This is a genomic window from Acidovorax sp. NPDC077693, assembly GCF_044542805.1.
In the GTDB taxonomy this organism is placed as follows: Bacteria; Pseudomonadota; Gammaproteobacteria; order Burkholderiales; family Burkholderiaceae_C; genus Acidovorax.
Map to the genome: position 1 here is coordinate 112,950 of NZ_JBITVD010000006.1, position 23,283 is coordinate 136,232.

Here is a 23,283-nt window from a genome sequence, read left to right on the forward strand (position 1 = left end):
CAACTCAGCCTGCGTGCGGGCCTGGGGGTATCGCCTGGGCCGCGGCCTGCGCCAGGAGCCAGGCGCAGAACGCGTCGAGCCGCGGGTGGGTGCCCGCGCGGCGCCGCAGCAGGTAGTCGTAGCCCGAGGCCACGAAGCCCAGCGGTGCCACCAGCCGGCCGGCCTGCACGTCGTCCATCACCAGGTGCCAGGGCGCCACGGCCACGCCCAGGCCGCGCACGGCGGCTTCCAGGGTGAAATAGTAGTGCTCGAACTCGGGCGCCGTGGGGCCCGCCGTGGGCAGCGGCGCGCCGGAGGCTGCGGCCCACATGGCCCAGGCATTGCGCCGCGTGCGGGTGTGCAGCATGTGCGGCGGCAGGGCCGGGGTGGCCATGTCGGCGGGTTGGCGCAGGGTCAGGCGCTGTGCCAGCGCGGGGCTCAGCACCGGGCCGAGGTGTTCGGCAAACAGGCGCGGCGGCGCGGTGCCGGTGCCTGGCTCACCCCCGTACTCCGGGGCGTTCCCCGAGTGGTCGCAGGCTTCGGCGGTGATGGCCACGTCGCAGTGCGTGGGGTCGGCTCCGGGGCCGGTGCGCAGGCGCACCTCGATGCCGGGGTGCCGCGCCTGGAAGTCGAACAGCCGCGGGATCAGCCACTTGACGGTGAGGGTGCTGAAGCAGGCGACGTCCACCGGGCCGCGGCTGCCGTCGCTGACCTCGCGCACGGCGTTGGCGATGTGCGCGAACGCCGTGGTCAGCACGGGCTGCAGCACGCGCGCCGCCGGGGTGAGCGTGGGCCGGGCCTTGCTGCCGTCGAACAGCGGCACGCCCAGGTGCTGCTCGAGCTGGCGCACCTGGCGGCTCACCGCGCCGGGCGTGACCGACAGCTCATCGGCCGCAGCGGTCATGCGGCCCAGGCGGGCAGCGGCTTCGAAGGCGCGCAGAGCGCTCAGCGGGGGCAGGCGGTGGTGGCTCATCTATGTGAGTTTATGGCGCGCATGGGTGGAGAAATCATCGCTTTTCATGGAAGAGGCGGATGGCAAGAATGGCCGCCGGCTGGTGCGGTGGCGGCCTGAAAGGCGTGTGACTGCCCCGACCCACCGAACTCCGATTATTTGATATTGAAGAACATACAGGAAGCACTTCATGCCCTTCATCCGTACCAACGTTCCGCAAGACACCCCCGCCGCCACGCGCGAAGCCATCGTGCAAGGTATCCACCAGGCACTGGTGGACAGCATCGGCATGCCGCCGGACGAACTGTTCAACCTGGTGGCCGGCTATGCGCCAGGCGACTTCGCCTGCAGCCGCACCTTCAACGGCGTGGCCCGCTCCGACCGCGTGGTGGTGGTGGAGATCACCCTGCGGCGCGGGCGCAGCGATGCGATGAAGCGCGCCCTGTATGCCGCCGTTGCGCGCAACCTGCAGTCGATGGCGGGCGTGGCCCCGGCCGACGTATTCATCTTCATGCACGAGAACGACTATTCCGACTGGTCGGTGGGCCACGGCCGGTTCGCCATGGAGCTGGCGCAGCAAACGGGCGCGCCCCGCTGAGCGGAGTCTGCGGCTGGCGCGCCGCCGGCACCGCGGGGAGGCACAACGTACGCTCCATTATTTGCTATCAAATAAATAGCTGCTTGCGCTTGCCGAGAGCGCGCTAGGCAGTGCTTTTGCCGATGAAAGAGCTTGGCGGCTGCCCCATGGCCGTCTTGAACATCGCCGAAAACGCGCTGTCGCTCGCGTAGCCACTGGCCGCCGCCACCTGGGCCACGGGCTCGCCGCGCGCCAAGCGGGGCAGGGCGTGGGCCAGCACCGCCTGGCGGCGCCACTGCGCAAAACCCATGCTGAACTGCGCGCGGAACAGGCGCGCCAGCGTGCGCTCGCTGGCGCCGCTGTCGGCCGCCCAGTCGTGCAGCGTGGCGTAGCGGCCCGGCGCGTCCAGCACGGCCTGGCACAGCGCACGCAGGCGCTTGTCGCTGCCCGGCCCGGGCAGTGGCACGCCCAGGGCCAGGCTTTCGGCGTGGCCGATCTCATCGAGCACCAGACCGGTCAGGGCCGCCATGCGCGCGGGGCCGGGCGGCGGGCCGCCCACCGGGTCCAGCGCGGACACCAGCTCGCGCAGCAGCGGCGTCACCGCCATCACGCGGCAGTGGGCCCCCACGGCCGGCGCCACGCTCGGGTCGATGTACAGCGTGCGAAAGGCCGCGGCCTCCAGCACCGCCACCGCATGCAGCGCGCCGGGGGCGATCCACACCGCGCGCGAGGGCGGCACGATGTACGCCGTGGCGGCGGCCGCGGCGTGCACGCTCACCTGGATCACCCCGCTGGCGCAGTAGGCCAGCTGCCCCCAGGCGTGGCGGTGGGGCTCGAAGTGCATGTCGGCCGGCATGTCGCGCGCCCGCACCCGCACGGGGATCTCGGGCGTGGGGGTGAACGGGTCGATGTCTCCAAGCGGAGCGGCTTGGCTGGTGCGGGCCATGGCGGGGTTGGCAAAAAAAGCGGTGTGTTGCGCTAGCGGTCTGCCGCAGACCGACGGGTTGGCGCAAATTCGCCGAAAGCTGTCGTTCCGTCGCATTCCAGAAACCGGGGCCCAATACTACGATGCCCCCATGACCACCGCAAACGCCACCAGCCTTCCGCCTGCCCCCATCCCGTTGCGCGCTGACGCCAGCGTCATCGGGCTGGTCGGCATCGCCCACCTTATCAGCCACTACAGCCAGCTGCTGCTCGCCCCGCTGTTCCCGTGGCTGAAAGACGCGTTCCAGGTCGGCTACACCGAGCTGGGTTTTCTCATGACCATCTTCTTCGTGGTCTCGTGCGCGGTGCAGGCGGGCTCGGGCTTCGTGGTGGACCGCTTCGGGCCCCGGCCCATCCTGTTCGGCGGCCTGGCGTTGCTGGGCCTGGCGGCCTTCGGTTTTGCGGCCAGCACCAGCTACGCCATGCTGGCGGGCTTTTCGGTGCTGGCAGGCATCGGCAACGGCGTGTTCCACCCGGTGGACTACACGCTGCTCAACCGCCGGGTGAGCGCGCCGCGCCTGGGCCATGCCTACAGCGTGCACGGCATCACCGGCAGCCTGGGCTGGGCGCTCGCCCCCGCCATGCTGGTGCCGATCGCCATCGCCACATCATGGCGCGTGGCGCTGGTGTGCGCGGGCGTGCTGGCGTTCTCGGTGCTGCTGGTGCTGCTGGTCAGCCGCCGCCACCTGGCGCTGCCACCCCTGCCTGCGCCGAGCCCTGCGGCCAAGTCCGCCGCCACGGCTGCGGCGGGGCAGGGCGGCAACTTCGCGTTCCTGCGCATCCCGGCCGTGTGGATGTGCTTTGCGTTCTTCTTCTTCTACGCCGTGGCGCTGAACGTGGTGCAGGCCTTCGCCCCCGAGGCCGCGCGCCAGCTGCACGCCGTGCCCGTGGCGCTGGCTGCGATGTGCCTCACGGTCTACATGGTGGCCAGCGCGGGCGGCATGGTGCTGGGCGGCTTCCTCGCGGCCGACCCCACCCGCTGCGAGCGCATCGTGGGCATCGGTTTCGGCCTGGCGGCCTGCGTGGCCGTGGCACTGGCCCTGGCGCACCCGCCCGGCGTGCTGGTGCCCGTGCTGTTCGGCGTGATGGGCTTTTGCGCGGGCATCGCCGGCCCGTCGCGCGACCTGCTGGTCAAGCGCTCCACGCCCGAGGGCTCCACCGGCCGTGTCTACGGCATCGTGTACTCGGGCCTCGACATCGGCCAGGCGCTGTCGCCGCTGCTGTTCGGCGTCCTGCTCGACCAGGGCCGCTTCACGGCAGTGCTGCTGGGGCTGGCCGTGGTGCAGGGCGTGCTGATCGCCAGCGCGTTCAATGTGCGCCGGGTGCGCAGGACAGCCCTGGCTTGATGGAGAGAACTGACTGAGCCACCAGCTGTTGCGACCCCTGTGCGGTGAGATCGTGCGACGAGGCTGGGCGACAATGTAGCCGTGCGTTGGACGGTGCAAGCCGTGACTTTGTACGCGATGTCCACCGCAGCCGCAGGTTCAGCGAGAGCCTATTTCGTTGTGGCAATAGTGGACTGAAAGATGGCTAAAAAGAAATTGACCACCAAAGGGGTGGCATTGCCTGGTAATCCTGACGGCATGCCGCTCAGTGAACTGCTGGCATTGCTGGAGAACGACTCCAACGACGAACATGCGCAGACGGCAATATTGGACACCGGAAAAATCCTGTTTTCGTCTTCGAGGCGCAAAGGGCTCGCTGCCTGGAAGACGCTCGGGACCTCGATAACTGCAGCGCCGAAGACCAGCTTGGCTGCCTGGCTAGGACACCGCGATTCCATTGCGGCCTTGGAGCGGCAAGGTCTGGCGATTCCCCACTCCAAAATCTTTGCACGCGATCCACAATTGAAACCCGACCCCCATGGCCTGGGGCTTTCTGTGGAGCAAAAAGCTACGGATCTTTTTGTGCGCTGCGTGGCCTTCTGGGGCGCGCAGTCGATACAGCGCGCGGCTCTCGCGTGCGCAGAGCTGCAGTTCGCTGCGCGCAACCGCGCTCCTGCTGCGTTGTTGGTGTTGCGAAACGCTGCGATGGCCGCGGCCCGCAACTACATCGCTTGTCCCTGTGACGCCACCCGGTTGGCTGCGGTACAGGCATCCGAGGCTTGCTGGCAACACTGGGAAAAGCACCGCAACCCAGACAGTGCTGCTGCCCGTGCCACCTGGGAACACCTAGGCGCTCCCTGGTTTGCCGCCACGTTGGCGGGGGACGCCATGGACCTGACGGAATATGACGGCCCTCCACCCCGAGTCGCCAGCGGTACCTGGGGTGCCCGCAGCACGAGTCATCTCAACCATGCCGCAGAAGCCGCAGGGCACTGGACACGTCCAGCCGAAGCCTTGCGTGCGATGCAGGAGGCCTTGCTGGCTTGGGCACTGAGCGACGCGCCAGAGGCAGAGTTCACCTAGACTTTCATCCACCATAGCTTCAGGAAAAATTGTGTCCACCATGCCCCCGTCCGGCGCCGTCGTTTTTGCCAAGGATATTCAGCGGCTCGCTGCGTTCTACGAGCAGCTGTGCGGCCTGACCGTGGTGCATGCCGAGAGCGACCACATCGTGCTGGAGTCGGGCGCGGTGCAGATCGTGGTCCACGCCATTCCGAAGCGGATCGCCCGGACCATCACCATCACGCAGCCGCCCGTGGTGCGCGAGGAGACCCCCATCAAGCTGTTCTTCGCCGTGCCGGACCTCGCCCAGGCCCGGCTGCGGGCTGCGGAGCTGGGCGGGCAGATAGCGCCTGCAGGCAAGGAATGGGAGGCCCGGGGCTTTCGGGCCTGCGATGGCCATGACCCCGAAGGCAACGTGATCCAGCTGCGCCAGCGCCTGGCCTGACGCGGCCGGGCCGGCGCGCAGAAAAAGGCAGGGTGCCAGCACGGAGTGCGCCGATGTGCTGCAATGCGCTCCGGTCCCGGCAGGCAACGAACAACCCAGCCGCCGGGCACTGACCATTCTTTCCCTGTGCTTGACCCCATCCCCAGACCAGAAACCCTGCCATGACCTCTCCCCTGTACAACGCCAGCGTCCCGGTTCTTCGCCAGATGCTGAACTCGCTCAAAGACATCCTGGCCAAGACCGAGGCCCACGCCACGGCCCGCAAGATCGAGCCCGACGCCCTGCTGCAGGCGCGGCTGTTCCCCGACATGTTCCCGCTGGCGCGCCAGGTGCTGATCGCCTGCGACTTCGCCAAGGGCGTGGCGGCGCGGCTGGCGGGTGTGGACGTGCCCTCGTACCCGGACGCGGACCGCCCCGGTTTTGCTGATCTGAACCAGCGCATCGACACCGTGCTCGCCTTCATCGCGAGCCTGCCCGTGGAGGCCTTTGCCGATGCCGCCACGCGCACCATCGTCCTGCAGGCCGGCACGCCGAAGGAAAAGCAGTTTGTGGGCGAGCAGTACCTTCTGCACTACGGCCTGCCGCAGTTCTTCTTCCACGTGACTACCGCCTATGCGCTGGCCCGCCACAACGGCGTGGAGCTGGGCAAGCGGGACTACATGGGCAAGGCCTGAAGCCCCCTGAGCCGCTGCGCGGCTTCCCCCTCAGGGGGACACACCCAGTGGCCCGGCGAAGCCGGTTCCACGGGTGCACTGGCGTTGGGGGCGCGCCAGTGGTTGAGGGCGTGGCGGAATCGGGCTTGGGCAGCCGCGCCTCCCGATATTTCACAACCCGTTCGGGCTGAGCTTGTCGAAGCCGGTGCGCAAACGTTGCACCATCAAGCCCTGAGTTCAGCGAGCAATCTGTGGGTGACGGCGGTTACCTGGCCACGCCAGCCGGACTGCGCCGCACCCAGGCGATCAGCACGCTCAGTACACGCGGGCGCCACGACAGCGTGAACGCGATGGTGAGCGCCGCGCCCGCGAGCGCCATGAACCATACCAGCGACGCCATCGATGCGTGGTCCACGGCCAGGCACAGGGCCAGGGCCACGAGCAGGCCGGTGGCGCCCATCCAGCGCAGGGTGCGCACGGTGTGGCGCTGCAGGGGCTCGGTGCCGCGCACCTGCTCCCAGTGCGCGTCCATCGACAAGGCCAGCCATCCGAGGCTGATCACATTGACCGCCACGGCGGCGGTCAGCAGCAGGGCGTCAGGCACGGGCGGTCTCCAGCGCAGCGGCGGCGCCTGCATCTGTGCCAGAGGGGGTCAACTGACCCTGAGCGCGGCGATGGAGCTTGCGCGCGGCGAGCACGGCGATGGCGCTGCTGGCCAGGATGGCCAGGTCCACACCGGCCACCGGCCAGTAGCCGTTGCCGATGGTGCGCAGCAGGTGGTCGCCGGTGGTCACCCAGTTGAGCAGCACCGCGGCCACGCCCAGCACGGCGATGGCCCAGCACTGCTCGGCCCAGGCCGGTGCCATGCGGGCGCTGGCGACGGGGGCGGTGCGCCAGATGCCGTGCGCAAACGCCAGGGCCCAGGCGCCCCAGAAGATGGCTTGTTCCCAGTCTCCGCGCCCGGCGAGGTCTGTGGGCAGCAGGCGGTTGCCGATGAGCATGGTCAGCGCTGCGATGACGATGCCCGTCACGGTGGACACCGCGAACGCATCCACCCAGCGCGCACCGGTCACGCCCTGCTTGGCGTGCTGGCGCTTGCGCTTTTCCACGAAGAAGATGAAGCCGGTGGCAATGCACACGCAGCCCGACAGGCCGCCCAGCACATACAGCCAGCGCAGCAGCCAGTGGCGAAAGTGCTGCAGGTGCAGGCCGGTGAGGAAGGTGTTGACGCTGGCCACCGCGGTCTGGGGCGGGTCTTCGCGCAGCACGTCGCCGGTGCTGCCCTTGAAGTGGATGCCGTTGCCCACCAGCGCGATGCGGTCGGTGCCCGCGCGGTAGATGCTCACGTACGCATTGGCATCGCCCACGTGCCGCACCACCAGAAAGCCCACGTCGCCCGCCATGCCCTGCGCGGCCCACCGGCGCTGGGCTTCGGTGACCATGGTGTCCACGGAGGCCAGCGTCCCGGGCACGCCCGCGCGGTCGTGGGGCAGGCCGGTCTCGGCGGCCTCGTGTTTTTCATGCAGCTCGTGCAGCGGGTGCAGCTGCGTGTGCGTGATGGGAAAGTAGGTCCCGCCAAAGATCACCAGCCCCGAGAACGCGAAGATGAAGTGAAACGGCAGCGCCACCACGCCCGTGAGGTTGTGCAGGTCGAGCGCGCTGCGCTGCGTGTGCTTTTTCGGGCGGAAGGTGAACAGCTCGCGGAAGATCTTGCGGTGCATCACCACGCCGCTGACCAGGGCCACCAGCATCATCAGCGCTGCGAACCCCACGACCCAGGTGCCCAGGTTCTTCCAGTTCAGGTTCAGGCTGTAGTGCAGCGGGTAGAAGAACTGGCTGCCGATCTTGAGGTGGTCATCGGGCAGCGCCGCGCCCGAGCGCGGGTCGATGGTGCGGCTGCCCCAGACGGTGTCTTCGGGGTCCTTGGCGTTGGGCAGCTCGTAGCCTGCAAACAGGCCCAGCACCGGGTCGCGGTGGGTGGTGTAGGCGCTCCAGGTGTTGATGACCGGAAAGCTCTGCGCGATGGGCCCGTTCACGCGGCTCTTGGCCGCCTCCACGTTGGCCGCATCGGGCTTCATGTCCTGGAACACCGGCTTCAGGACCTTGTCGAACGAGGGCATCGGCTGCGGTTCGAACCGCGTCGCAGGAATCGCCCAGCGGTCGATCTCGCGGTCGAACACCGACAGCGAGCCGAAGAAGAAAACGACCATCAGCACGAAGCCCAGCACCAGGCCGAACCAGGTGTGCAGCCAGGCCATGGTGAGCCGGAAATTTTGAAACATGGGACCTATCTCCTCAGGGCGTGCGGATCACAGGATGGCGCGCTGCACCAGCCAGGCAGCACCCGTCATCACCGCGCCGCCGCCGGCCAGCACCAGCCACACGCGCTTCACGCTCGCCGCCGCAAAGGCCCACACAAAGGCCACCAGAAAGACGATAAAACCCACGATGTAGCCCAGCGCCTCGGCGTCGTGGAACTCCATGCGGGCCGCGAACAGCAGGCCGATGGCCAGCGCGATGAAGCCCCAGGTGAAGGCATACCCGCCCAGCACCCCCGCTGCGATGCGCGAAACGATGTTCAGGCGGGAGACTGCGCTGGTGGCCATGGGTGCGAAGATGCGAGTGGGATTGGTGATGAGACTGATTCGTAATTATGCCGTCCCTCGACCGATTACCCCATGGATGCCATGGTGATTGGGCGTCTTGCGGCGGCTGTGCGGCGCGCCGGTGGCGGGCGCTCTGCGCGCGTTTCGCAGGCCGCGTGCCGTCCTAGAATCGGCATTTCCGGTACCCCGGTCTCGCGCGCCGCCGGCGTGCGGTGGCGCGGGTCTGTTCTCCACCACCTCCTGTCACGCCAATAAGAATGAAACGATTGCCCACCCTTGTGGAAGGTTTGGACGAGATCCTCAACGGCGGTCTGTTCGAGGGCGGCGTGTACATCTTCGAGGGCCCGCCCGGGGTCGGCAAGACCACGCTGGCCAACCAGATCGCCTACACGCTGGCCCGGCGCGAGATCCGCACGCTGTACGTCACCATGCTGGCCGAATCCCATGCGCGCATGCTGCAGCACATGGAGCAGCAGATCTTCTTCGACCAGCAGGAAGTCAGCGCCACCGTGTTCTACGTGAGCGGCTACCGCGAGCTGGAGCAGGGCGGCCTCAAGTCCGTCGTCGAGCTGCTGCGCGCCGAGCTGATGCGCCACCGGGCATCGCTGCTCGTCATCGACGGCCTGGTGGTCAACAGCCTGGAGACCATGACCAACGACTCGGTGCGCCAGTTCGTGCACGAGCTGCAAAGCCTGGTCAGCGCCATGTCCTGCACCAGCCTGGTTCTCACCAGCGGCAACGGCAACGCGCTGAGCGCGGAGCAGACCATGGTGGACGGGATCTTCTCGTTCGAGGACCACGGCTTTCACTGGCGCGCCGAGCGGCGCATGCAGGTGCGCAAGTTCCGCGGCAGCCAGATCATCCGCGGGCAGCACACGTTCTGCATCTCCACGCAGGGCCTGCAGTTCTTTCCGCGATTGGAGAGCCTGCCGCTGACCGGCACCCACGCCAGGCTGGGCAAGACCGCCATCTCCACCGGCATGCCCGCGCTCGACGGCGTCCTACACGGCCGCGGCATCCTGACCGGCAGTGCGTCAGCGGTGATAGGGCAAACTGGCACAGGAAAAACCACATTGGCTCTGGCCTTTGCCGCCTGCTCCACACCCGACGCGCCAGGCTTGGTGCTTTCGTGCACGGAACTGGGCAGCGACCTGCGCCAGCTCGGCTCGGAACTGGGGCTCGGCATCGAGGCCGCGGTCGCCTCCGGGGCCCTGTCGATCAGGAACCTGGGACACGAGGACGAGTCGATGGACGAGATGGGCCACAAACTGCTGCGGTTGGTCGATGAGCTGAAGATCCGGCGGCTGGTCGTGGATGGGGTTGCCGGGCTGGCGGACACCCTGGCGTTTCCGGAGCGTGGCTACCGGTTCCTCGGCCGCCTGCTGATCGAGTTGAGGCAGCGCGGTGTGACATCGCTGTTCACGGTCGACCCCGATGCGCTGGCCGTCGCTGCAGGAACGCCGCTGGCCGATGGTGTGACGGGCTGGTTCGACAACGTGTTCACGTTCGAGACGGGGCCCACGCGCGACAGAAAGGTGGACCAGCGTGTGCTCACGATCGGCAAGGTGCGCGGTGGCGGTGGCGGGGCCACACAGTCGACGGTCGACCTGTTCGTTTCATTCTCCAAGGCCGGTGAGGCCTCCGCTGTTTAAATGAAAGATCGTCTCGATGAAACTTGTTCTGATAGTCGAGGACGAATATGGAAACGCCGAAGTGCTGCAGCTCCTGCTGGAGGCGGAGGGCTACCGCGTCGCCGTGGCGTCCAACGGCAAGCACGCGCTGGACATACTGCAAACCGGTGAGCACCCCGCGCTGATCCTGTCCGATTTCATGATGCCCATCATGAACGGCGGCGAGTTCGGTGCGGTGTTGAAGCAGGATGCTGCCCTGGGCCAGATCCCGTTCGTGTTCATGAGCGGCACCAGCGAGGACGTGGTGCGACGGGTCTTCCAGGGCTACGACGCCTTCCTGGTCAAGCCCATCGAACTCGACAGCCTGCTGGACGTCGTCAAGCGCCTGGTGGAGGAGGGCCCGCAACTGCAGTCCAGCGCAGAGCGTGTGGAAGCCTCGACGCGCCAGGTGCTGCAAGGCATGCGCGTACCACCCCGCGACTGACGCGGCCCCGTGCCGCGCTGGTGCACCCCATCGCGGCGTCACGGCCATGCCGTGCCATGCCAGAGTGATGTCGGCGATCGCGGCGATCGCATCGCCTGCATTGACGGGTCAGACCACGCTGCGGTGCCGCTCGATGCAGGTGTCCAGCGTCTCCTCGCCCGTGCGCTGCCACCAGTCCAGCGCCGAGAAAATCTCCACCTCGGCATAGCCCGCAAAGCCCGCAGCCTCCACCCACTGGCGGATCTTTTTGAGCTCGATCACGCCGTCGCCCATCATCCCCCGATCGCTGAGCAAGTCGCGCGTGGGCAGGCGCCAGTCGCAGACGTGAAAGGCCAGCAGGCGCTCCTTGCCGGCGCGTGCGATCTGCTGCTGCAGCTTGGGGTCCCACCACACGTGGTACACGTCCAGCGCCACGCCCAGCGCGGCTGGCCGCGCTTGTCCATTCGCGCCGGTGGTGAGCGGGTCGAGCGCATCGCAGATGTCGAGCGCGTGCTCCAGCGTGTTGATGCAGGCGCGGTCGGCCGCCTGCATGGGGTGCAGCGGCTCGATGGCCAGGGGCATGCCCACCTGGCGCGCGTACTCCAAGGATGCGGCGATGCCGTCGAACACCTCGCTGCGCGCACGGGCGAGGTCGGTGTAGTGCGGCGTGCCGTCGAGCGCACCGGGCAGCGCACCCACCACCAGCACCAGGCAGGCGGCGTTGAGCGTCTTGGCCTCGTCGATGGCGCGGCGGTTGTCGTCGAGCGCGGCGCGCAGGCCCGCTGCGTCCGCGGCCGGGAAGAACCCCCCGCGGCAGTAGCCCGACAGCTCCATGCCGTGGGCGCGCAGCTGGCGCGCGGTGGCATCGAGCCCGGCCGCAGCCACCTGGTCGCGCCAGGGGCTGATGGCGCGGATGCCGCGCTCCGCGCACTGGTCGATGATGCGTGCGAGCGGCACTTCCGCACCCTGCTGCTTGCGCACGGTGGCGGTGTTGATGGAGAGCCAGCGGTGGTCTTGGGTGAAATCGCGCATGGTGGTCAGGCGCTCACGCCATGCAGTGCCAGCAGATGGCCCATGCGCTGCACCGCCAGCTCGGGCTGCTCCAGCAGGTCGGCCTGGTCGGCCAGCCGGAACAGCTCGGCAAAGTGCACCAGCGATCGCGTGCTCTGCTGCCCGCCCACCATGGTGAAGTGGCTCTGGTGCCCGTTGAGCCAGGCCATGAAGACCACGCCCGTCTTGTAGAACCGCGTGGGCGCCGCGAAGATGTGGCGCGACAGCGGCACGGTGGGGCCCAGGATGGCGTGAAAGCGCGCCGCGTCGCCCGCGGCCAGGGCGGCCAGCGCCGCGCTGGCGGCCGGTGCGATGGCGTCGAAGATGCCCAGCAGCGCATCGCTCTGGCCCTGGCGCGGCGTGCCGCCCGCGCCGTCGCCGGCGATGAGTTCCGCGTAGTTGAAATCGTCGCCGGTGTACATGCGCACGCCCTGGCCGTCGGTGCCGCCGGTGGCGGGCAGGCGGCGGCGCATGGCGACTTCCTTGTCCTTGTCGAGCAGCGAGATCTTGATGCCGTCGACCTTGTCCGGGTGCGCGGCGATCACGGCCAGGGCGGTGTCCATGGCCGCATCCACGTCGCGCGAGCCCCAGTAGCCCGCGAGGGCCGGGTCGAACATGTCGCCCAGCCAGTGCAGTACCACGGGCTGCTGTGCCTGCGAGAGGATGCGGTCGTACACACGCTCGTAGTCGGCCGGGCTCTGCGCCACGCGGGCCAGCGCCCGGCTGGCCATCACGATGAGCTTGCCGCCCAGCTTCTCGATGGCTTCCATCTGCTCCTCGTAGCCGCGGATCACGTCGTCCACGGACTTGACCTCGTCGAGCACCAGGTGGTCCGTGCCGCAGCCCGAGGCCACCAGCGCGCCGGGGCCGAAGTCGCGCGCCGCGTCCAGCGAGCGGCGGATCAGCTCCAGCGACGTCGGCCAGTCCAGCCCCATGCCGCGCTGCGCGGTGTCCATGGCCTCGGCCACGCCCAGGCCCAGCGACCACAGGCGCTGGCGGTAGGCAATCGTCGCGTCCCAGTCCACTGCGCACTGCAGCCACGGGTCGATCGCGGCCAGCGGGTTGGCCACCACGTGGGCGGCCGAGTAGGCGATGCGGTTGAACGCCGCGCCCTGCTGCGGCACGACCGGCGGGCGGCCTTGCAGGGTGTAGGGGCTGGTGCGGCCATCGGCCGTGGGCAAGGGGAGGCTAAGGGCCATGGTGTGCTCGCGGATTGAAGTCAAAATGCTGCCTGCCGCTTGTTAGGTAAGCGCTAGCAGCTATTAAATTGATAGTGTTTGCCTTGGAGAGCCGTCACGCCTGCAATGGCGCCACGTCTACCCAGCGGCGTTCCTTCCAGCTCTCCAGGGCCGCTTCGACCAGCTGCACGCCCTTGGCGCCTTCGGGCAGGGTCCAGCGGTACGGCGCGTCTTCCACCACGTGGCGGATGAAGTGCTCCCACTGGATCTTGAAGCCGTTGTCGTAGACCTGCGAGTCCGGAATCTCCTGCCACTGGTCGAAGAAGTTCATGGTCTGCTTCTCGTCGGGGTTCCACACCGGGCGCGGCGTGGCCACGCGGCTTTGCGCGCGGCAGCTCGACAGGCCCGCGACGGCCGAGCCATCGGTGCCGTCCACGTGGAAGGTCACCAGGTCGTCGCGCCGCACGCGCGTGGCCCAGCTCATGTTCAGCTGCGCGATCACCGGCTCGCCGTTGTGGCCGGTGAGCTCGCAGGTGGCATAGGCCGCGTCGTCGGCGGTGGCCTGGTACGGCTGGCCGGCCTCGTCCCAGCGGGTGGGGATGTGCGTGGCACCTATGCAGGACACCGACTTCACCTCGCCGAACAGGTTGTCCAGCACGTAGCGCCAGTGGCACATCATGTCCAGGATCATGCCGCCGCCGTCTTCGCTGCGATAGTTCCAGCTCGGGCGCTGGATGGGCTGCAGGTCGCCTTCGAAGACCCAGTAGCCGAACTCCAGGCGCACGCTCAGCATGCGGCCGAAGAAGCCCGCGCGGCGCAGCATGTCCAGCTTGCGCAGGCCGGGCAGAAAGAGCTTGTCCTGCACCGCGCCGTGCTTGAGGCCCGAGCCCGACGCCAGGCGCGCGATCTCCACCGCCTCGTTCAGGTTGGTGGCAATCGGCTTTTCGCAGTACACATGCTTGCCTGCGCGGATCGCCTTGGCCAGCAGCGTGGGGCGCATCTGCGTGGTGCCGGCGTCGAAGAACACCGTGTCCTCGGGGTTGGCCAGGGCGGCGTCCAGGTCCGTGCCCCAGCGCGCGATGCCATGGGCTTTGGCCAGGGCCTCCATCTTCTCGGCATTGCGGCCGATGAGGATGGGGTCGGGCATCACGCGGTTGCCGTTGGACAGCACCACACCGCCCTGCGCGCGGATGGCGCAGATGGAGCGGATCAAGTGCTGGTTCATGCCCATGCGGCCGGTGACGCCGTGCATGATGAGTCCGAGTCGTTGGGTTGCCATGGTGTGGGTCCGTTCGTACAGTTCAAAGATTGCAAAAAAAGAAGGGGCAAAGGCGCGGCCTGACCACCCCGTGGCAGGGGCGGGCGTTGCAGTGCTGCGCGCGGGGGATTACTGGGTGGGTTGTAGACCGGCCGCCTTGACGAGCGTGGCGTTGCTCTTGATCTCGTCCTTGATGTAGGCGTCGAACTGCTCGGGCTTGAGCGTCCAGGCATCCGCGCCGAGCTTCAGGAAGCGCTCCTTCACCTCGGGCGTGGCCAGCGCCTTGACCACCTCGTCGTGCAGGCGGTTGACGATGTCGCGCGGCGTCTTGGCCGGCACCATCATCCCGATCCAGAAGTTGAACTCCGAGCCGGGCACGCCGGCCTCGGCCGTGGTGGGCACATCGGGCAGGGCGGCGGCGCGCTTGGGCGAGCCCACGGCCAGCGCCAGCAGCTGGCCGTCCTTGATCTGGCCGATGACGGGCGCAATGGGCGAGAAGTAGTAGTCCACGCGGCCCGACAGCACCTCGGTCACCGCCTCGGCCGAGCCCTTGAAGGGGATGTTCTGCGCGTCGATCTTGGCGGCCAACTTGAACTTCTCGGCATTCAAATGCGTGGCGCTGCCCTGGCCGGCCGAGGCGAAGTTCACCGTGCCGGGCTTGGCCTTGGCCGTGGCCACCAGGTCCTGCAGCGTCTTGATGCCCTTGGCGGGCGAGATCACCAGCGCGTTGGGCAGCGACGAGATCGGCGTCACGCCCGCAAAGTCGCCCACCGTGTCGAACGGCAGCTTGGCAAACGTCGAAGGGCTCACCGTGTGCGACGACGAATGGATCATCACCGTGTAGCCGTCCGGCGCGGCCGTGGCCACGGCCTGCTGGCCGATGGTGCCGCTGGCACCGCCCCGGTTGTCCACCACCAGCGTCTGGCCCATGCTCTGGCCCATCTTGTCGGCAATGGCGCGCGCAATGATGTCGGTGGTGCTGCCCGCGGCGAACGGCACGATCACGCGCACCGGCTTGGTCGGGTAGCTGCCTTGCGCCAGGGCGCCCAAGGACAGGGTGGTGAGCGCGACCGCCGCCAGGGCGGTGGCCGCAGCGCGGCGGGTGGTGCGGGTGATGGGCATGGATTTGTCTCCGTTGGCAGGCTTGGACTTGCTCTTTAATTCACTGATTGGTGAATAGAGTGCATTTTTCAGGAACATGCCTTGCACGTCAACGCGGTTCGACACGGTGGATTTAGGGGTTTACCCGGCTCGCGGTTTGTCGGTTGGGGATTTTGGGAGGTGGTGGCGGGACCTTGAAGGCGCCACTTGCGTTCTCTTCACTCCCTCTCCCGCGAGGGTAGAGGGGATGGGGCAGGGGCGCGGATGGCGGCGGTGTCCGCGAGGGGAGAGGGGATAAGCCGGGGTGTGCGACGACGGTGCCGCGTGTCCGTAGTGCGTGTTTCAGTCACGGTGGGGGAGACCGACACGGCCGACGGCCTCAACACGCGCGAAGCCCTGCCTTCACTCCCTCTCCCCTCGCGGGAGAGGGCCGGGGAGAGGGGGGCGATACAGGCGCGGCGCTGGAATCCGGCCCCCTCTCCCCAACCCCTCTCCCGAAGGAGGAGAGGGGCTAGTGCCTGACAAGCAACAAGTGCTGCAGCAGCGCCCCTGGTGCTCAGACGCTCACGCCCGCAGCACGTACCCCAAAATCACGTCGCACATGTGCGAGAGCCGCTCGTTGCACGCCTTGGGCGCCATGAGGTCGCGCCCGAAGATGGCCGACAGGGTGTGGTTGTTGGACAGATAGAAATACGACAGCCCGGCGATCGACACATACAGCTGCAGCGGGTCCACCCCGCCGCGAAAGCTGCCGTCGCTGCGGCCGCGCTCCAGCACCTCGGCCAGGGTGGCGATCAGCGGCGAGTTCATCTCCCGGGCGCGCTGGGACTCCTGCAGGTGCCGCGCCTTGTGCAGGTTGGCGCTGTTGAGCAGTGTGAGGAACTGCGGGTTCTCCAGGTAGTAGGTCCAGGTGAACTCCACCAGCCGCCGGATGGCCGTGGCAGGCGCCAGCTCCAGCAGGTTGAGCTTGCGCTCTTCCTCGCGGATGTGCAGGTACGCCTGCTCCAGCACGGCCTGGAACAGCTTTTCCTTGTCTTCGAAGTAGTAGTAGATCAGCCGCTTGTTCAGCCCCGCGCGCTCGGCGATGCGGTCCATGCGGGCGCCGCCCAGGCCGTGCTCGGCGAACTCGTCGCGTGCGGCGCTGAAGATCGCGCCCTGCGATCGGTCTGCGTCCCGCTGGCGCTCCTTGGCGGGGGTCTCGGTGTCTTTGGTCATGCCCGAATAGTTCACTATTTGGTTAACAAAATCCAGTCCTGGCTGGATTGCTGGAGGGCGGGCGGCGGCGATGGCGGCGGGCGCGGTGCGGCGCAGTGGCCGGATTGTGCCGTGCGCACGGCGCGAGCGGACGGGCCGCCGCAGGCCAAGGCGTCACTGCGCGTAGTCGAGCGGCAGCGCCGTGGTGAACTTGATCTCCTCCATCGCAAAGCTGGAACTCACGTCCGACAGCGCCACGGCACGGGTCAGCCGCTTGTACACCGCGTCGTACGCGCGGATGTCGGGCACCACCACGCGCAGCAGGTAGTCCACGTCGCCGCTCATGCGGTAGAACTCCACGATCTCCGGGATGCCCATCACCACGTCGCGCAGGGTCTCGAACCACTGCTGGTGGTGCTGGTTGGTCTTGATGGCCACGAACACCGTCACGCCCACGTTGACCTTGCGCGGGTCCACCAGCGCGACGTGCCGGGTGATGTAGCCCTTCTCGCGCAGCCACTGGATGCGCCGCCAGCAGGGCGTGTTGGAGAGGTTCACGGCCTCGGCCAGCGTGGCCAGCGGCGTCTCGGCGTCGTGCTGCAGCAAGGCCAGCAGTTGGCGGTCGATGGAATCCAGATTCTGTTTCACGGCAAATATGAAAACTCGTTTCTCCTATTTGGCGCCTGCGCGGGAATAAAAGCAAAATGATTTTCATCAATTCGTCACATACTGGGCGGGCGTTCTGGCACGGAACCTGCGCTCGCCGTGGCGTGCTTTGCCGGGTTGACGCCAACGTGGTGCGGGGTGCTGTTTCGCAGCGCCCTGCACTGCGGTGCGGTCGGCCCGTTTCCCCTTCCCTCATACAAGGACTTCATTCATGACGGCTTCAGACTTTTCACGCAAACCCGCCCTCTGGGCGCTGAGCCTTGCCGCGCTGGCGGTGCTGTCGGCCTGCGGCGGCAGCGACGGCCCCTCCACCCCCGTCGCCACGCCCGAGCCCGTCGAGCAGTACGTGCCGCCAGAGCCGCCCTCGGGCTACACGCCCAAGACCATCAGCTATGCCAACAAGGACATGGTGTCCACGGCCAACCCGCTGGCCACCAAGGCCGGGGTCGACATCCTGGCCAAGGGCGGCTCCGCGCTCGATGCCGCGATTGCCGTGCAGATGGTGCTGAACCTGGTGGAGCCGCAGTCGTCGGGCATCGGCGGCGGCGCGTTCATGCTGCATTTCGACAAGGGCGCCAACAAGCTCCTGGCCTATGACGGCCGCGAGACCGCGCCCAAGAACGCCACCCCCAACCTCTTCATCGGTGCAGACGGCAAGCCCCTGGCCTTCTTGGCAGCGGTGGACGGCGGCCTCTCGGTGGGCACGCCCGGCGTGCTGCGCATGCTCGAAGCCGCGCACAAGGTGCACGGCAAGCTGCCCTGGAAGGACCTGTTCGAGCCCGCCATCGCGCTCAGCGACAACGGCTTTGCCATCTCGCCGCGCATGAGCGTGTCCATCGCAGGCTCGGCCGCGCGCATCAAGGCGCAGGGTGAGCCCGGCGCCAGCTACTTCCTCAACGCCGACGGCACGGCCAAGGCCGCCGGCACGCTGCTGAAAAACCCCGAGCTCGCGGCCACGCTGCGCGCCATTGCAGCCGGCGGTGCCGATGCGTTCTACAAAGGCGACATTGCCAAGGACATCGTGGCCAAGGTCACGGGCCACCCCACCAACCCCGGCAAGCTCTCGCTGGACGACCTGAACAGCTACACCCACAAGGTGCGCGAGCCCGTCTGCGGCGTGTACCGCACCCAGTACCGCGTCTGCGGCATGCCCGCGCCGAGCTCGGGCGGCATCGCCGTGCTGCAGACGCTGGGCCTGCTGCAAGGGTTCGATCTGGCGGCCATGAAGCCCAACACGCTGGACTCGGTGCACGTGGTGTCCGAGGCCTACCGCCTGGCGTATGCCGACCGCGCCGTGTATGTGGCCGACCCTGACTTCGTCAACGTGCCGCAGGCCGGCCTCATCAACGCCGACTACCTCAAGGACCGCGCCAAGCTCATCAGCCTGACCAAGAGCATCGGCACGCCCACCGCAGGCACGCCTCCCGGCGTGAGCGGCGCCAAGGGCCTCGACAACTCGGCCGCCCTGCCGTCCACCACCCACCTGTCCATCATCGACAACGCGGGCAATGCGGTGTCCATGACGACCACCATCGAGAACGGCTTCGGCAGCCTGCAGATGGTGCGGGGCTTTTTGCTCAACAACCAGCTGACCGACTTCTCGTTCACCGCCACCGACGCTGCAGGCTTGCCGATTGCCAACAGCGTGCAGCCCGGCAAGCGCCCCCGCAGCTCCATGGCGCCCACCATCGTCTTCAACGCCACCACCGGCGACCTGGAAGGCGCCATCGGCTCGCCCGGCGGCAGCGCCATCATCCAGTACACCGCCAAGGCCATCCTGGGCATGACGGACTGGGGGCTGAACGTGCAACAGGCGATCAACCTGCCCAACTTCGGCGCGCAGACCAACGCCACCACGTCCATCGAAAAAGGCTCGGTCATCGACACGGTGGCCATCCGCGACGGCCTGAAGGCCCGCGGCCACACCGTGGCGCAGACCGACACCTTCACCAGCGGCCTGCACGGCGCGGTCTACAACGGTGTGCGTGGCAACGGCACCCCCGGCCTGTTCGCGCGCAACCCGGGCGCGGGCACTTTTGCCGGTGGTGCAGACCCACGGCGCGAGGGCACGGCGCAGGGCAACAACTGATCGGTTGATGTGCGAAAGGCCGCCGCGCTCCGAGGGGGCGCGGCGGCCTTTTTTTGTGGCCGGCCTACCGTCCCATCGGCCCACTGACACATGCTCAGCGCGGCGGGACGACCCGTTGCAGATAGTCCGTAACCGCACCCTCCCACAGGGGCCTTTCGGTGTGGATGAAGTGCCCGTTGCCGCCCGCGGGCGCGGGCAGTGCGATGAACCGGCCCTGTCCGCCGGCCGCCTCGAACGCCGCAAAATTCTGCCGGCTGTGTTGCAGCGAGTAGTACGGGTCCTTGTCCCCATAGAGCCACAGCGTCGGCTTGCGAAAGGCCGCGCCCCGGCGAAAGGCCACCGGGTTGATCTGGTCTGCCGCAGGGCACAGGTCTCCCACCCAGCCGCCCACGAAGTTGATCACGCCCGCGAACATCTGCGGCTGGCTGCCCGCATACCCCACCGACAGGATGCCGCCGCGCGACACGCCGCCGATGAGCAGGCGGGTGGTGTCGACATCCGGCCGCTGGCGCAGGTAGGCCATGGTGGCGTCGAGGTCCGCGATGGCACGGTCCACGCCGGGCAGGGACCGCTCGGGCCGGCACGCATAGCGCGAGCGGTCGGCTTCGAAACCCTCGTCGTACAGCCCGTCGGACTGGCCGCGCCCGCGACGCTGCGGAAACACCACCTGCCAGCCGCGCTCGGCAAAGTAGCGGCCGACCTCGGGGCTCGCCGAGGTGAACTTGAACCACGCGGGCTGATTGCCCTCGCCGGTGGAGCCGTGGTTGAAGACCAGCGTGGGCCAGGGTCCGGGCGTTGCCACCGGGCGGTACACCACCATCTCCAGCGTCTGGGCCTGGCCGTTCTCCGTCCAGGGCGTGGGCACGCGCTCGGTGCTGCGGCGGTAGGGCCGGGCCTGCGCTTTTTGCGTCAGCACGCCCGCCGACAGCAGCTGCGCATTCGGGCGCCACAGCGACATGTCCATGTCGCCGTCGGCCCGCAGGCGCAGCACCAGCTTCGTGCCGGTCTTGAGCTGCGCGACGAGCTCCCCGTCGACAAAGCGGGCGTCCGTGCGTTCGGTGAAGGCCGGTTGCCCGCTGCTGGCCGCTGCGTAGGCCAGGGTGGCGCCGGTGGGTGACAGTTTCTCGACGGCCAGCTTCACATCGCACACCTGGGCGACACAGGCCCAGCCCTGCCACAGGCCGCTCCAGCGTGCGATGCCGGGCGGCACGGTGCTGTCGGGCGCGACCACCGCCACATCGGCCGGCAGTGCGGCGTCGATGGGACTTTCCGACACGCCAGCGGACAGGCGCGGCATGTAGTCCGGCCACGCCGTGGGTTCTGCGTGCACCGCGCCCGCGGCAGCCCATACGGCTGCTGTAGCGACCATCACGGCCCTCAGCCGCCAGCCCTGTCCTGCCATCGCCGTCCTCCTGTCGAATGATCGAACGACTATAGCAACGGCACTGTGCGCCGCGGCACTATCGGCGCTGTCGGCACTACCCGCGCGGCGTTGTCCGGCGTGGCGCTGCCGCCGGCAGTGCACCCGCCAGTGTCTTGAGCAGCGCGGTGAAGGTCGCCGTGGGGCCCACGTTGTCGTCGCTGCGGTAGACCAGCGTCAGCGGCACTTCGAGCCGGCCGTGGTCCACCAGCGGCCGGTACGCAATCGCATGGCGGTGCACGCCCAGCATCGACGATGGCACGACGGAAATGCCGGTGCCTGCGGCCACCAGGTTCAGGTTGGTCAGCATGCGCGCCACTTCGGCCACCACGCGGGGCTGCACGCCGTGCTCGTCGCACAGCGCCAGCAGGTTGGCGTACAGGCCCGGCGCCCCGGTGCGGCGCACCAGGATCATCGGCTCGCCGTGCAGGTCGGCCACTTCGATGGGCAGCGGCTTGCCGCGGCGCTGGCGCAGCGCGAGCGGGTGGTCGATGGGCAGCGCCACCATGGCGGGTTCGTGCTGCAGGGTGTCGAACGCCAGGCCCACAGGCCGTGCCACAGGCACGCGCAGCAGGCCGCAGTGCAGGCGGCCATCGGCCACGGCCTCGGTGATCTCTGCGGCGTTGTTCTCGCCGATCTCCAGCACCAGGTCGGGGTGCCGCGCGCGGCATTCGCGCAGGGCAAACGGCGTGAACTCGTGCGCCGCCGCCGAACTGGTGAACGCGATGGACAGCCGCCCGGTCTTGCCTTCGGCCAGCAGCTGCATGCGGCTGTGCAGCGCATCGAAGTCGTGCACCAGGCGCGTGGCATCGGCCTGTAGCGCGCGCCCGGCCTCGGTGAGCGCCACGCCCTTGGCATGGCGCTTGAACAGGGCCAGGCCCACCGCGCCTTCCAGCGCCTTGATCTGCTGGCTCAACGGTGGCTGGGCCATGCCCAACTGCTCGGCGGCGCGCGTGATGTGGCCCGCCTCGGCGACGGCCAGGAAGTAGCGCAGTTGGCGGATGTCCATGTCAGTGGCTGCAGGGTGCGTTAAAGCAGGTCATAGGTGAATCGTATGGCATGCCGCAATTCAGCATATTTGACGTATGGAACGTGCGTTCCTACGATGCGCTGCGACAGCCGATTCCATGACTATTCCAACGGAGACAACCGCATGACTGCACCGCAGCACCATCCCCTCATCCCGCGCACGCCCCTGCCCGCACGCCTCACGCTGGTGGCGCTCGCCGGCCTGGTGGCCGCCTGCGCCCCGGTGCCACCCCGTGCGCCCTCGGCTGCGCAGGCGGTGCCGGCCCAGGCCACCCGCGAGGCGGCGCCCACGGCGACGGCCTGTCCCAAGGAGCTGGCCGCCATCGCCAAGTGCCTCGCAGGCCAGGATTCCGCCGGGGCCTATTACCTGATCGCCATGCCCACCACCTGGAACCAGCGCCTGGTGCTGCACGCGCACGGCGGCCCGGCCCTGGGCGCGCCCAAGCCCGAACGGTCGGTGGAGGACCTGGAGCGCTGGTCCATCATGGTCCGCGCGGGCTATGCGTGGGCGGGCAGCACCTTCCGCCAGGGCGGCGTGGAAGTGCGCGCCGCGGCGGAGGACACCGAGCGCCTGCGGCAGATCTTCGTGCAGCACGTGGCCCAGCCGCAGCGCACCATCCTGCACGGCCAGTCGTGGGGCGCCAGCGTGGCGGCCCAGGGGGCCGGGATGTTCCAGCGCACGGCCGACGGCAAGCGCCCGTACGACGCGGTGCTGCTGACCAGCGGCGTGCTGGCGGGCGGCACGCGGTCGTACGACTTTCGCACCGACCTGCGCGTGGTCTACCAGTACCTGTGCCACAACCACCCCCGGCCCACCGAGGCGGCGTACCCGCTCAACATCGGCCTGCCGCGTGATGCCACCATGTCGCAAAACGACCTGCAGGCGCGGCTCAACGAATGCCTGGGGCTGAACAAGCCGGCCGCAGAGCGCACGGCGGAGCAGCAGGCCAAGGTCAAGACCATCGTCGATGTGATCCGCATTCCGGCCAGCTCCATCCAGGGCCACATGAACTGGGCCACCTTCCACTTTCGCGACGTGGTGCAGCACCGCACCGGCGGCGCCAGCCCGTTCGGCAACCGGGGCGTGGTCTACAAGGGTTCGCCGGACGATGCGGCGCTCAACGCGGGCGTGCTGCGCTACCAGGCCGACCCACAGGCCGTGGCGCGCTTCGGCCAGGACACCGACCCCACGGGCCGCATCCCCGTGCCGGTGCTGACGGTGAAGGGCGTGGACGACCCCACCGCGTTCGTCGAACTGGACGCGCAGTTCAAGGCCACGATGGAGCAGGGCGGCAGCGGCGCGCGGCTGGTGCAGACCTTCACGCGCCACAACACCCACAGCTACCTGAGCGACCCGACCTACCCCACGCTGTTGACCGCGCTGCTGCGCTGGGCGGATGAAGGCGTCAAACCCACGCCCGAGAGCATCGCCCAGCAGTGCCCTGCCAACGAAGCTGCCTTCGGCAAGGGCTGCGCGTTTTTGCCCGACTACGTGCCGGCGCCCCTGGCCAGCCGGGTGTACGACCGCACACGGCCCTGAGCCCACGACGGCAACAGGCTCCGCAAAGCACAAAGGCCCTGCTGGTCAGCAGGGCCTTTGTTTTAATGCGCTATGAAAAAT

At 68.3% G+C, this 23,283-nt stretch carries 22 protein-coding genes; 9 read left to right on the plus strand and 13 right to left on the minus strand.

Going from position 1 to position 23,283, the window contains the following annotated elements; genetic code table 11:
* Positions 1–4: 4 nt before the first annotated feature.
* Complete coding sequence (locus ACIGHN_RS09935) at positions 5–952, minus strand: LysR substrate-binding domain-containing protein (protein ID WP_396504231.1); 948 nt, start codon at positions 950–952, stop codon at positions 5–7.
* A 169-nt stretch (positions 953–1,121) separates the two neighbouring features.
* Here ACIGHN_RS09935 and ACIGHN_RS09940 point away from each other — a divergent pair, with 169 nt between their 5' ends.
* Complete coding sequence (locus ACIGHN_RS09940; RefSeq protein ID WP_396504232.1) at positions 1,122–1,529, plus strand: tautomerase family protein; 408 nt, start codon at positions 1,122–1,124, stop codon at positions 1,527–1,529.
* A 103-nt stretch (positions 1,530–1,632) separates the two neighbouring features.
* Here ACIGHN_RS09940 and ACIGHN_RS09945 read toward each other — a convergent pair whose 3' ends face one another.
* Positions 1,633–2,454 carry an AraC family transcriptional regulator gene (locus tag ACIGHN_RS09945; protein ID WP_396504233.1) on the minus strand — a complete coding sequence of 274 codons (822 nt, stop codon included), beginning with the start codon at positions 2,452–2,454 and terminating at the stop codon, positions 1,633–1,635.
* Positions 2,455–2,584: 130 nt separating this feature from the next.
* On the opposite strand from ACIGHN_RS09945, the gene ACIGHN_RS09950 reads away from it, so the two are divergent.
* The 4 genes from ACIGHN_RS09950 to ACIGHN_RS09965 all read left to right on the plus strand — a co-directional run bounded on the left by ACIGHN_RS09950 (position 2,585) and on the right by ACIGHN_RS09965 (position 5,998).
* Positions 2,585–3,838, plus strand: coding sequence for an MFS transporter (locus ACIGHN_RS09950; RefSeq protein WP_396504234.1), 1,254 nt, complete (start codon positions 2,585–2,587; stop codon positions 3,836–3,838).
* Positions 3,839–4,018: 180 nt separating this feature from the next.
* Positions 4,019–4,900, plus strand: a complete 882-nt coding sequence (locus tag ACIGHN_RS09955) for a hypothetical protein (protein ID WP_396504235.1) — start codon at positions 4,019–4,021, stop codon at positions 4,898–4,900.
* Positions 4,901–4,940: 40 nt separating this feature from the next.
* Complete coding sequence (locus ACIGHN_RS09960; protein WP_056410568.1) at positions 4,941–5,324, plus strand: VOC family protein; 384 nt, start codon at positions 4,941–4,943, stop codon at positions 5,322–5,324.
* A gap of 161 nt (positions 5,325–5,485) precedes the next feature.
* Entirely contained in the window at positions 5,486–5,998 is a 513-nt protein-coding gene (locus ACIGHN_RS09965; RefSeq protein WP_396504236.1) for a DUF1993 family protein, read from the plus strand.
* A gap of 244 nt (positions 5,999–6,242) precedes the next feature.
* Here ACIGHN_RS09965 and ACIGHN_RS09970 read toward each other — a convergent pair whose 3' ends face one another.
* From ACIGHN_RS09970 to ACIGHN_RS09980, 3 genes are read right to left on the minus strand one after another with little or no spacing between them, the layout of a single operon-like run.
* Complete coding sequence (locus ACIGHN_RS09970) at positions 6,243–6,581, minus strand: DUF3325 domain-containing protein (protein WP_396504237.1); 339 nt, start codon at positions 6,579–6,581, stop codon at positions 6,243–6,245.
* The gene (locus ACIGHN_RS09975) at positions 6,574–8,259 is read right to left on the minus strand and encodes a PepSY domain-containing protein (RefSeq protein ID WP_056410565.1); all 1,686 of its coding nucleotides are present in this window, start codon (positions 8,257–8,259) and stop codon (positions 6,574–6,576) included. Before ACIGHN_RS09975 ends, ACIGHN_RS09970 begins: the two co-directional genes overlap by 8 nt.
* 27 nt (positions 8,260–8,286) lie before the next feature.
* Positions 8,287–8,583 (minus strand): hypothetical protein, encoded by a 297-nt coding sequence (locus tag ACIGHN_RS09980; RefSeq protein WP_056410563.1) that lies wholly within the window; start codon positions 8,581–8,583, stop codon positions 8,287–8,289.
* Positions 8,584–8,840: 257 nt separating this feature from the next.
* Here ACIGHN_RS09980 and ACIGHN_RS09985 point away from each other — a divergent pair, with 257 nt between their 5' ends.
* The gene (locus ACIGHN_RS09985; protein WP_396504238.1) at positions 8,841–10,235 is read left to right on the plus strand and encodes an RAD55 family ATPase; all 1,395 of its coding nucleotides are present in this window, start codon (positions 8,841–8,843) and stop codon (positions 10,233–10,235) included.
* A gap of 16 nt (positions 10,236–10,251) precedes the next feature.
* The gene (locus tag ACIGHN_RS09990) at positions 10,252–10,698 is read left to right on the plus strand and encodes a response regulator (RefSeq protein WP_056410558.1); all 447 of its coding nucleotides are present in this window, start codon (positions 10,252–10,254) and stop codon (positions 10,696–10,698) included.
* Positions 10,699–10,806: 108 nt separating this feature from the next.
* Here ACIGHN_RS09990 and ACIGHN_RS09995 read toward each other — a convergent pair whose 3' ends face one another.
* The 6 genes from ACIGHN_RS09995 to ACIGHN_RS10020 form a co-directional block, all read right to left on the minus strand.
* Positions 10,807–11,709: a sugar phosphate isomerase/epimerase family protein gene (locus ACIGHN_RS09995; protein WP_396504239.1), complete on the minus strand. Its 903-nt coding sequence runs from the start codon at positions 11,707–11,709 to the stop codon at positions 10,807–10,809.
* 5 nt (positions 11,710–11,714) lie between these two features.
* Entirely contained in the window at positions 11,715–12,926 is a 1,212-nt protein-coding gene (locus tag ACIGHN_RS10000) for a dihydrodipicolinate synthase family protein (protein ID WP_396504240.1), read from the minus strand.
* A gap of 94 nt (positions 12,927–13,020) precedes the next feature.
* Positions 13,021–14,184, minus strand: a complete 1,164-nt coding sequence (locus tag ACIGHN_RS10005) for a Gfo/Idh/MocA family protein (protein ID WP_056410549.1) — start codon at positions 14,182–14,184, stop codon at positions 13,021–13,023.
* A 108-nt stretch (positions 14,185–14,292) separates the two neighbouring features.
* On the minus strand, positions 14,293–15,285 hold the full coding sequence (locus ACIGHN_RS10010; RefSeq protein ID WP_056410545.1) for a tripartite tricarboxylate transporter substrate binding protein: 993 nt from the start codon (positions 15,283–15,285) through the stop codon (positions 14,293–14,295).
* 543 nt (positions 15,286–15,828) lie between these two features.
* Entirely contained in the window at positions 15,829–16,479 is a 651-nt protein-coding gene (locus tag ACIGHN_RS10015; protein WP_056410542.1) for a TetR family transcriptional regulator, read from the minus strand.
* A 153-nt stretch (positions 16,480–16,632) separates the two neighbouring features.
* A complete protein-coding gene (locus tag ACIGHN_RS10020; protein WP_056411578.1) occupies positions 16,633–17,094 on the minus strand; it encodes an Lrp/AsnC family transcriptional regulator in 462 nt (153 codons plus the stop codon).
* Positions 17,095–17,335: 241 nt separating this feature from the next.
* Here ACIGHN_RS10020 and ggt point away from each other — a divergent pair, with 241 nt between their 5' ends.
* Positions 17,336–19,213, plus strand: coding sequence for a gamma-glutamyltransferase (ggt, locus tag ACIGHN_RS10025; RefSeq protein WP_396504241.1), 1,878 nt, complete (start codon positions 17,336–17,338; stop codon positions 19,211–19,213).
* Between the two features lie 94 nt (positions 19,214–19,307).
* Here the strand turns inward: ggt and ACIGHN_RS10030 are convergent, their stop codons facing one another.
* Positions 19,308–20,582: an alpha/beta hydrolase family protein gene (locus ACIGHN_RS10030; protein WP_396504242.1), complete on the minus strand. Its 1,275-nt coding sequence runs from the start codon at positions 20,580–20,582 to the stop codon at positions 19,308–19,310.
* 109 nt (positions 20,583–20,691) lie between these two features.
* On the minus strand, positions 20,692–21,642 hold the full coding sequence (locus ACIGHN_RS10035) for a LysR family transcriptional regulator (protein ID WP_056410537.1): 951 nt from the start codon (positions 21,640–21,642) through the stop codon (positions 20,692–20,694).
* 144 nt (positions 21,643–21,786) lie between these two features.
* Here ACIGHN_RS10035 and ACIGHN_RS10040 point away from each other — a divergent pair, with 144 nt between their 5' ends.
* Entirely contained in the window at positions 21,787–23,202 is a 1,416-nt protein-coding gene (locus ACIGHN_RS10040; RefSeq protein WP_396504243.1) for a hypothetical protein, read from the plus strand.
* Positions 23,203–23,283 lie beyond the last annotated feature (81 nt).